The sequence below is a fragment of the Lactobacillus gigeriorum DSM 23908 = CRBIP 24.85 genome, from assembly GCF_000296855.1.
Lineage (GTDB): Bacteria > Bacillota > Bacilli > Lactobacillales > Lactobacillaceae > Lactobacillus > Lactobacillus gigeriorum.
In genome coordinates, this window is record NZ_CAKC01000077.1 from 1 (window position 1) to 9,932 (window position 9,932).

Consider the following 9,932-nt stretch of genomic DNA (forward strand, 5'->3'; position numbering starts at 1 on the left):
ATAAAGCAGAATCATCAACAGCCAATTAAAGAGTAAAACTTGACTTAATAATAGATTCCCAGCAGTAAAAGTAAATGGCATCTCAACTGTCGGAACCCAAATTTTTATGACGGCAAAAATTATATTAACAATGAAAAAGATATCTGATAACACTACGGCAGCATTAAACCAGAAAAAGATACTGGACATATAAAAAGTTTCAAGTTTGACCCGCCAATTACTATGGTCAAATAAATGCCGAAAATTGTTAATTACCACTTCGTAATTACCTTTAGCCCATCGCAAGCGTTGATAATAATAGTCTTTTAGCTTCTCAGGCTCCTGTTGAAAGGCTTCAGAATTATGAGCTAGGGCAATTAATTTACCAGTGCCCAAAATCGTAAATGACAAATCAGTATCTTCAGTTAAAGCACCAGAACGAAAACCACCTAACTCTTTTAAAAAAGCCGTCTTAATCACAAAGTTAGTGCCCGGAATGCGCCCAATTTTGAATAATTGCCAAACTCCGCAGTGCTGAATTCGATGCGTTACCACAATTTCCAAGTTTATACAGCTAGTCAAAAAGTTTTGCTTTGCATTCCGCGTCTTATTCCGTCCAAAGCTAGCCACATAACGTTCTGGATCTTCCAATACCTTTTTGATCAAGAAATACAAGGCATTTTCTTCAGGCATCGCATCGGCATCATAAACGCATAAGTAGTCGCCATGGATCATCTTAAGCGCATCATTTAAGACACCAGATTTTCCGCCTTCACCAGTTCTTCTGATCACTTTAAACTGTCGTTTCTGATATTCAGTCCGATTGCCAATGGCTTCAGCCAATTCCGCTGTTCGATCAGTGCAATTATCAGCAAAAATCAAAATTTCGACTTTATCTTCTGGATAATTCAAGTTCAGAATTGCTTTGCTAGTTTTTTGAATAACGGCTTCTTCATTATGAGCCGGTACAACAATAGAAACGGTAGGATAATACTCAAGTGGTGTAATTTTAGCAATTTCTTTACTGTGTTTTAACCAAAAAAGCACCCCGCCCCAAAGCGTAACTAACGAAAATAGAATCGATAACCAAATTGAAATCAAGGTTAATATCTGAAAACCCTCAGTCATCCAATTCTCCTTTCTGACTCTTCATTAATGCCTGTTCGATATTGCCATAGATTTTATAAGCACAGAAGAAAATTACTAAAAATGCAATTGCAAAGATTACAGAAATAATCACGGATAAATAATAAAACCAGTTCATTTTGCTATTTTTCCTTTATGTATTCAGTCACAATTTCAGTTTCCAATTCACGACGTAAGAAACGAATTACTGCCATCAAGTCAGGGAATCTATCACTATTGTCGACATTAATATGGACACTCGCATGTTTTAGCGAAACAGGAATCGGCAACTCTAACTCGCTTAATTTTGTATCAACGATGTGATTGACCTTTTTTACTAATTCATTGGGGATTTCTGGCGAAATTATCAAAAAAGTCGCATCCCCCATAAAGTAAATAAACTCCCCCTTGAGCCGATTATTTTTCAAAACTTTAGTAATCTGCTTCAGGATCCGATCATGACTATTAGGATGAGCTTCCGCATACTGCTTATGTTGATCCCAACTCACAATTTGAACGTTGGACCACAAGTCAAGTTCAGGATTTTTCTCAATTTTATGCAATTCATTTTGATAAAACTTTTCAGCACTATCGAAAGTCCTTAGCTTTAACCTTCGATCATAAAGCGAATTATAATGCCGGATTTCATCATTACGATTGGTAAAAAAGCTCCAGCGAATAATGTGCTGTCTAATGACGGTAACTAGACTAGCCTCAATAGGATAAGCAATCAATAATAAAAATTTTTCCTTAACTGGCATTACTACATAGCCTAACAGTAAGAATCCTGCTCCAATCGTGGTAAGAATTAAAATCAGCCAAGTAACATCGACTCTTGAAAAGATTAAGCCAGTTAAAATCGCTAAAATCAAAATCATTACTAGGCCATTAAAGACATTAGCTGGGTATAATCTTGCTAGCCATAACAACAATATCGGGAAAGTAACGCTGGCAAGATAAGCTAAACCTGCTAATTTAAAATACTTTCTGGTCATTTTTATAACATCATCCTCAATTATGCTATTTATTTACAAATTTTCATTGTAATAATTTAGGCAAAGAAATGCAAGAATAGAAAAAAACTAGTAGATTTTCTCTACTAGTTTAAAACTTATTGTAAATATTTTGGTGAAATATAGCGCTTAATTAAATCATTGACAGCTTTGGAATTATCATGTTTTTTGATAATCGCAATAAAGTCTTTACCGGTTGCTTGTTTTAGATAATATGTATGGTAGTAATCTCTCATCGCCTGGTCGAATTTCTTTTCACCCATTAGATAACGTAACAGAGAATAAAAACTCTTCCCACCATTATAGGCAGTATCAGTTTCATCATATTTCTTAGGAATCTTGTTAAGTGGATAATTGATAATCATCCCTTGTTTATACTTAATGGCTGTTTTCATCTGCTGATTCAACATTTTTTTGACATCCCTCATAAGCGAAGCATCTTGCTTAGTTTTCATCAATTTTTGGTAAAGCGCACTAGTCTTAGTTGAAGATAAATCAAAGATAATATCTTCCGAGAATTCTGCCATACCTTCGTCAAGCCAAGGCTCAGTATATTCATCATTACCCACGGTATTGAAGAACCATTGATGGGCTACTTCATGACTAACATCTTCAATGACGCTGTCATAATCTTCCTTAGAAGCTGCTTTTTTGCGAGCAAAAGTATCTTGAGCAATCATTACTAAGCCACTATATTCCATACCTCCAGTATCGCTACTAAATGGCGATTCGGTAAGATCTAATTCGGAATATGGATATGGCCCATATTTTTTAGTAAACAGCTTGATGCTATCCACTGCCGTCTGCTTTGCAAGTTGGTTATAAATCTTGGCACTTTTACCAGCATAATAATAATTATTGATCTTAATGCCATTTGCCTTGGTAGAACTCACCTTGAACTTGTTAGAAGCCACAATTACAAAATCACGTATATCTTTAGCAACAACCGTAGTTTTACCATCTTTGGTATGACTTTCACCACTTGTTACGACTTTGTAAGATTTTGGAGCGTAGATCTCAGCTTGATAATCGCTGACTGCAAGATTACGGTTTTCCCCTTCATCATTATAGGGATGATAATTCCATTTTCCGTTGCGATAATCGCTTAGATATGGGAAACAAAAAGAAAGGTTGTAAATTTTGCCTCCAGCTATTGCTTGGTAACCAAACCGATCCTTACGCCAAGGAACGTCGGTTTGTACTTCAACATTAATTTGCGTACTTGCCCCAGGTGTAAGACTTGTAGGTAAATCAACCAAAATATTACTTTCGTCACCTTTGAACTCATATGCCAGCTTTTGTTGATTTGCAGTAATTTGTTTGATTACCGTAGTCTTATTTTTATTGCCTTTATAGTGTTTTTGATCATAGGTTAAAACACCACTAGCAATGTTACGCACCATTACTTGCGTGATTGGCTTCGCAGTATTATTTTGAATCGTGATCGTTGCCGACTCTTGCAATTGATTTTTCTTCGTATCTAGATGAACTAGCAAATTATAATTAGTTGCTTTGATCTCAGGATCAGTATCTACCGCATGAACGGGTTGAGCGATCAAGAGCATAGAAAATGCTACTACAATAGCAAAAAGATACTTGAGTTTTTTCATAAATATCCCTCCAAGTTGCCCTTTATTGATTATTCATACGCACATTATACGCCCAGTTCTGACCATTACGCTAGTATAAAATACAAGATATAGTGGTATAGCAAAAATGCAGAATCATGATCTGCTCAAGCATCATCGATCCTGCATTTGCCTTAATTCATTGATACGATTTTAGTACCATGGACTTGGGTCACACCCAGCTCCAAGGCTATTCTTTCATAATTCTCAACAGTAATCCCTCCACCTGGCAAAATTTCAATCTTACCATCAGTGGCAGAAATAAGCTTTTTCAAGCGTACTGAATTATCAAGAATGTCAGTCCCCAGTGGACCACCATGAGTTAAAATCCTTGTTACATCATGTTCAACTAGCCATGGGATCAGTTCCAGCTGTTGGTCTTCGCTAAGCTCATCAAAAGCCATGTGCAAAACCAGATCCAATTTCAGCAGTCTTGCCATTGCACATAATTCAGTCATCTTAACTTTATCTAATTGCTTATCAGCTGTTAAACACCCCAAAGCAACACCGTCAGCTCCAAGTATCGCTGCTACCTGAAGATCTTGTTTCATAATTGTAAATTCATCATCGTTATAAACGAAATTTCCGCCACGTGGACGAATCATCACAACTACTGGAATCTGATGTTGATGAGCATATTTGATGCTTTGTTTGATAACACCAAATGATGGGGTGGTTCCACCTGCACCTAAATCATTATTTAGCTCAATACGATTCGCACCAGCCTCGATCATTCGTGGGATATCAGTAAAATTTTCAACACAAATTTCTCTTAACATTTTTATACCTGACTAAAATCAATATCTAGGTCATTTTCATCAGCAACTTGTTCATCCTTCAAGTATTGCTTATCTAACATTTTAACAAATGGATAATAAATCAAAATATTTAATACTAGCTCTACCAACTGTAAAGCCGATCCTGTCCAACTACCTGTTGCTAACCAACCTGAGATGATTGGTGGGGTTGTCCAAGGAAGCAAGACTCCAGTAGTTTTAGCAACTAGTCCTAAATCCATTGCTAGACCTGATAATAAAGTATTTAATACTGGGCAAAGAATGAATGGAACAACAATAATAGGATTCAAAACAACAGGCAATCCAAAAATCACAGGTTCGTTAATACCAAAGATTCCTGGTAAAATTGCTAACTTACCTAATTCTTTAATTCTCTTTGATTTACAAATAGTGAAAACTACAATCAACAAGGCTAATGTACTACCGCCACCACCATAAGTCGTAAAAATATCAATAAATGGCTGAGTATATGTATGCGGTACAGCTACATGGCTTTGAAAAGCTTTTAGATTATCTTGAGTAGCTACGAAAAAGATCGGTTGCCATACTGCATTTGTAATTGAAGGTCCATTGATTCCAAAGAACCAGAAGAAACTTGCTAAGAAGTTGTACAGTAAGACTGATGGCAATGAAATACCAACATTCTTCAATGGTGCTTGTAGCATCGTATAAATAAAATTGTAAGCTGTCTGGAAACTTGTCAATGAGAAAACAATTCTAACAATGAAGAAGAATAATACAACTAATCCACTTGGAATTAAAGCATCAAACGATTGACTAACTGCAGGCGGTACTCCATCTGGCATTTTGATTGTCCAATGACGCTTTACTGCAAAACGATAAATTTCTACACTAAGTAAAGCAATAATTATTCCAAGGAAAATTCCATTTGGTCCAACAAATTGTGTCATTACCGCACTTATTTTTTCTTTACCGACAGTTATAGATGTTGGTGTCAATATCAAAAATGAGATTAGTGAGACCATCCCAGCCTGAATTGGATTCATCCCTCGATTTTTTCCATACGCATAAGCTATGGCAATTGCCGAAAGCATCCCTGTGAAGCTGAATACTGAGTTTGAAACCGCACTAAACCATTCTGGAAACTTTGGGCCACACAATTTTATCCAAAATTCTGACCAACCCGGAATTGGAAAATTACCAATCAATAGGAAAATTGAGGTTACGATAATTAATGGTGTAATAATCAAGAACCCGTCTCTAAGAGACTTTAAAACAACATTATTCCCCAATTTTGCCGCTAGGGGCATCATTATCTTTTCAAACTTCTTTTGCATTTTTCTTACCTCCTTTTACGAGATCATAGCTTTAACCTAGTAACAAAAATCTGCTTTAAATTTAGTCATATCAGCATGACCGGCCAGTAATTCACAGCCAACAACAAGGTTTTCTAATGAATCTGCTAAACCAGCTCCTCCCTTTTTAGGCATTTTAAGTATTAAATTATCATCTTTGTACCGATCAATTACATCTTGATTCTTTTCTTGAGCCATTGCTGAAACAATAGGAATATCACTGTTCATTCTAAAATATTCAGCAATTTCGCCTGACATCTGTGCAAATTCTGGATAGTCAAACGTAGGTCCAGCAATTACAACATCTGCCTGCATTTTTTCAGCCATTTTTGTAAATTTATTTAGTACTTCCGTTCGATGATCTTGATAATATTGCGTACCACAATAAAATGTCCCGATTATTTCACTATCATTTTTGATAAGTAGTTTTTCAACGTTTTCAGCAATTCCCATAGCAATTTTTTTACCACCATATGGGGTATCTGCTCTTTCTTTGCCACCTAAACCAGCTTGAATTTGATCTAAAATTATAATGACTTTCATAATAAATACCTCGTATTAGTTAATTGGCTCATGTATTCGCTTCTCATATGCATCAAGCCATTCTTGAGTAATCGGTTCAATAATCGTAGTGTCATTTTCTCCGGGATTAGCCATTAAAATCTTCCTTGGTTCTTTATTAGTCGCTACACAAAAAGTGAATTCTACGTTAGTTGCTACTCCCCATTCACCTTTATTGTTCATTGCTACTAAAGAAAACTCACCGGCTTTGCCATAGTGCTTCTTCAATTTGCGAATAAATGGATATACCGCATGATCACAAGCTTCTTGAGGTGATTCTCCTTCCCCCATACGGCGAACAATTTCATATGAAAGACACCCCTTCATAATATCTTCACCTAATCCTGTTGCGGCTGCTCCCCCAATTTCACTATCTACATAAAAACCAGATCCTGAAAGCGGTGAATCACCTATTCTACCTTGTTTTTTCATGAATAAGCCTGACGTCGATGTAGCTACTGCCATTGATCCTGATTGTGCGAGAGTAATGGCTCCAACTGTATCATGGCCATCATAAGGATTAAGATGTTCTTGTTCTATTTCTTTGAGGCGCTTTTGCCATCTTGCTTTTGCGCGATCAGTCAGCATATTAGTCATTTCAAAGCCATTAAGGGTAGCATATTTAGTGGCACCTTCGCCAACTCTAAAGCTATTATAGTGTTCCTGACTTAATTTTCTTGCAACAGATACAGCATGAAGCGTATTTTCAATAGCTGCTACACTACCTTGAGCAAAAGTATCACCATCCATAAATGCTGCATCCATTTGCACAACACCTTCTTCATTAGGCAAACCACCATATCCAACTGATTTATAAAATGGATACGCTTCAACTTCTTTAATTAGTGCTTCAACTGCATCTCCTGCAGAACTATTATTTTCTAACAGCTGACTAGCTTTATCCATACCTTCAGCAGCCATCCTCCAGGTTGCAATTGTTCCCCATGTCATCTAATCACTTCTTTCTCAATCTAAATTACCAAGTCTCATTAATGCTAACATATAAATTTTTATATTCAACATGAGATCTTGATCACTCATCCATTCATCTTCCTTATGAGCGATTCCTTTTTGTCCGGGAAAAGATGGGCCAAACGCAATGATATTTGGCATGCTTCTAGCATAAGTAGCACCTGTAGTAGTCACTGGTGTGCCATCTAATCCAGTGATTTCTTCATACACTTCAGATAGCACTTTAATATATTTTGAATTCTTATCATGCATTACGCTTGGGATGCTCCTTGTAACTTTTAGTGTGCTATTTTTTGGTAATTCAGCTTGTAACCCCTGGGTTACTTGACTTTCGGAGAAAGAAACTGGGTATCTAAAAGCCAAGTCCAACTTTATTCCATCAGAAGTTTTAGAAATACCAGTTGGTGTCATAATTAATTTACCTGAGTCTTGATCGCTAAAATCGAGCCCAAGACCTTCGCCATAATGTTTATTAGTAAGTTTTTCATTTATCCATTTAAAATACTCGAGCATTTGGCCTGATACAGATAAATCATTAATGATTGTTTTTGCTAACTCTGTTATAGCATTCACTCCCATTTCAGGCGCATTGCTAGGAGATCTGACTCCAATTGCATGAATCTTTTCATCACCTATTTGAATCATAATGTCATCTGGGACATGGTCTTTTGACATATCACCGCTAAAGTCTCCTATCCCAGCTAAACTGCCATCTACAATTGGTGTATCTATTTCATAATTAACAATCCCACGTTCACCATATACAACTGGATACTTACAATCTGCTGTCCAACCAAAAATCGGAGGTTTTTCAGCTTTAAGATAAAGCGGAATATCATTTGAACCACTTTCTTCATCTGATCCAAAGATAATCCGAATCGTTTGCTTAGGTTGATAACCTAAATCCTTTAATAGTTTCAATGCCCATAATGTGGCAAAAGCTGGACCTTTATTATCCAAAATACCACGACCATAGTATTTATCCCCAACTTTGGTTAACGTCCATGGATCTGTGTGCCAATTTTCGCCTACAGGAACTACGTCCAAATGATCAACAACCCCAACATAGTCCTGATTATCTTCACCCCATTGTGCATAAGCCATCGCATTATTTACGATCCTAGCTTTAAAACCGAATTTTTCAATTATTTTTACTATAGCTTCTAAAGCTTCCCTTGGTCCTGATCCAAATGGAGCATCTTGATGAGCTTTTCCCTTCACGCTTTTAATTGCTATTAACTTGGCTAGTTCTTCATAGAATTGATTCTTGCTGGCTTCAATACTATCATCTATTGCTTTTCTATTAATCATTTTAATCACCTATTGCAATCGTGTTAAAGTTGAATCAAACGAATATTTATCAGCTCTATAATATGAATTATCCAAAAAAATTGGTTTTCCATCAGCAGAATATGTTATTGACCGTTCTTTTAATAATGGGTCATTTTCTTTAACTTTAAGTAATTTAGCTAATTCATCAGTTACTAATACTGCTTCAATTTGTTGACGAGAATAGGCAATTTTTGTCGTCTTTTCAATTATTGAGAATAGTGATCTAGAAAAATCTGCTTTGTGCAATCCTTGAACATATTCATCACTAATAATTATCTCTTCAACTGTTAATGGCATTTCATCCCAAAATCTGATTCTTTTTAAATAGTGAACTTTCTGATTCAACCGGTCTTCGAGTTTTAAAGCTTTCATCACATCTACTGACGGATTGGTTAACAAATGATATTCCAATACCTTAGTATGTGCAGTTTTACCATGCGCTTTTGCCACCTCAGTAAAACTTTGTAACCCGCCGATACCGGACTGGATCTTTTCTTTATTAAGTCCAGCCATTACATAAGTTCCTTTGCCTGGATCTTTTACTAAAACTTGCTTCTCAATCAAACTTTGAATTGCTTTACGAACTGTTAGTCTAGAAGCATTAAATTCTTTAGCAAATTGATACTCTGAAGGTAATTTTTGAGAACTAGAATATACCTTATCCTTTATTCTCTTCTCAATTAGTTTGGCTATTTCATCGAACTTAGGCATAATAGCCTCCTTTAGCAGTTTTCTCCTAACATAATTCGCACTCTATAGTATATACTATTCTGTATTTACCATTTTTGCAAACGATTTCTCCAGACTGCCCTAGGCAAGATTTTTTTACCCACTAAACCCTTATGCTATACTATATTCAAGCTATTCATGGAGGAAAATAACTTATCTGAAACTTGAAAGCACCAAAATCAAGCTCAAGTCTTGTCGCTGTTGAGCTTTTCTGGGCTTTATTAGTTTTTATATAATCTGTTTCAGTGCAATTTGTATGAATCGTGGCAGTTGGTTAATAAAGTCATTGATTACTTCATCTATCTTTTCAAAACTATTCCGTTTAAGCTCTTTTAATTCTGAAATTAAGTAGACCAATGCATCTACGAATATAATATCAGGCAAGGATTCATTCATTAGATCTTGAATTTACAATCTAAGTGCAACAGTTAATCTTTGAAAAAAGAAAAGACTCATGATGTCCTTTATAATGGTGTTGAA

10 protein-coding genes and 1 pseudogene are annotated in these 9,932 nt (G+C 36.0%); all 11 read right to left on the reverse strand.

The window, feature by feature from the left end; all coding sequences use genetic code 11:
• A partial coding sequence (locus BN52_RS07445; protein WP_040473494.1) for a glycosyltransferase family 2 protein occupies positions 1-1,107 on the reverse strand: 1,107 nt, incomplete at its 3' end.
• Positions 1,100-1,243, reverse strand: a complete 144-nt coding sequence (locus tag BN52_RS09950) for a hypothetical protein (protein ID WP_005719075.1) — start codon at positions 1,241-1,243, stop codon at positions 1,100-1,102. The genes BN52_RS07445 and BN52_RS09950, both read right to left, overlap by 8 nt.
• Positions 1,244-1,247: 4 nt before the next feature.
• Complete coding sequence (locus BN52_RS07450; RefSeq protein ID WP_008473842.1) at positions 1,248-2,099, reverse strand: diguanylate cyclase; 852 nt, start codon at positions 2,097-2,099, stop codon at positions 1,248-1,250.
• 116 nt (positions 2,100-2,215) lie between these two features.
• Positions 2,216-3,727 carry a M1 family metallopeptidase gene (locus BN52_RS10480; protein ID WP_008473843.1) on the reverse strand — a complete coding sequence of 504 codons (1,512 nt, stop codon included), beginning with the start codon at positions 3,725-3,727 and terminating at the stop codon, positions 2,216-2,218.
• A gap of 152 nt (positions 3,728-3,879) precedes the next feature.
• Entirely contained in the window at positions 3,880-4,524 is a 645-nt protein-coding gene (locus BN52_RS07460; protein WP_008473844.1) for a copper homeostasis protein CutC, read from the reverse strand.
• Positions 4,525-4,526: 2 nt separating this feature from the next.
• Positions 4,527-5,840, reverse strand: coding sequence for a PTS sugar transporter subunit IIC (locus tag BN52_RS07465; protein ID WP_008473845.1), 1,314 nt, complete (start codon positions 5,838-5,840; stop codon positions 4,527-4,529).
• Positions 5,841-5,876: 36 nt separating this feature from the next.
• A complete protein-coding gene (locus tag BN52_RS07470) occupies positions 5,877-6,401 on the reverse strand; it encodes a GrdB-related putative oxidoreductase (RefSeq protein WP_008473847.1) in 525 nt (174 codons plus the stop codon).
• Between the two features lie 15 nt (positions 6,402-6,416).
• On the reverse strand, positions 6,417-7,370 hold the full coding sequence (locus tag BN52_RS07475) for a glycosylasparaginase (RefSeq protein ID WP_008473848.1): 954 nt from the start codon (positions 7,368-7,370) through the stop codon (positions 6,417-6,419).
• A gap of 15 nt (positions 7,371-7,385) precedes the next feature.
• Complete coding sequence (locus BN52_RS07480; protein WP_008473849.1) at positions 7,386-8,702, reverse strand: Sapep family Mn(2+)-dependent dipeptidase; 1,317 nt, start codon at positions 8,700-8,702, stop codon at positions 7,386-7,388.
• Between the two features lie 9 nt (positions 8,703-8,711).
• Entirely contained in the window at positions 8,712-9,434 is a 723-nt protein-coding gene (locus BN52_RS07485; protein ID WP_008473850.1) for a GntR family transcriptional regulator, LSA1692 subfamily, read from the reverse strand.
• 246 nt (positions 9,435-9,680) lie between these two features.
• Positions 9,681-9,851: pseudogene (locus BN52_RS10635) on the reverse strand (IS4 family transposase); the annotation flags it as partial.
• Positions 9,852-9,932: the final 81 nt, after the last annotated feature.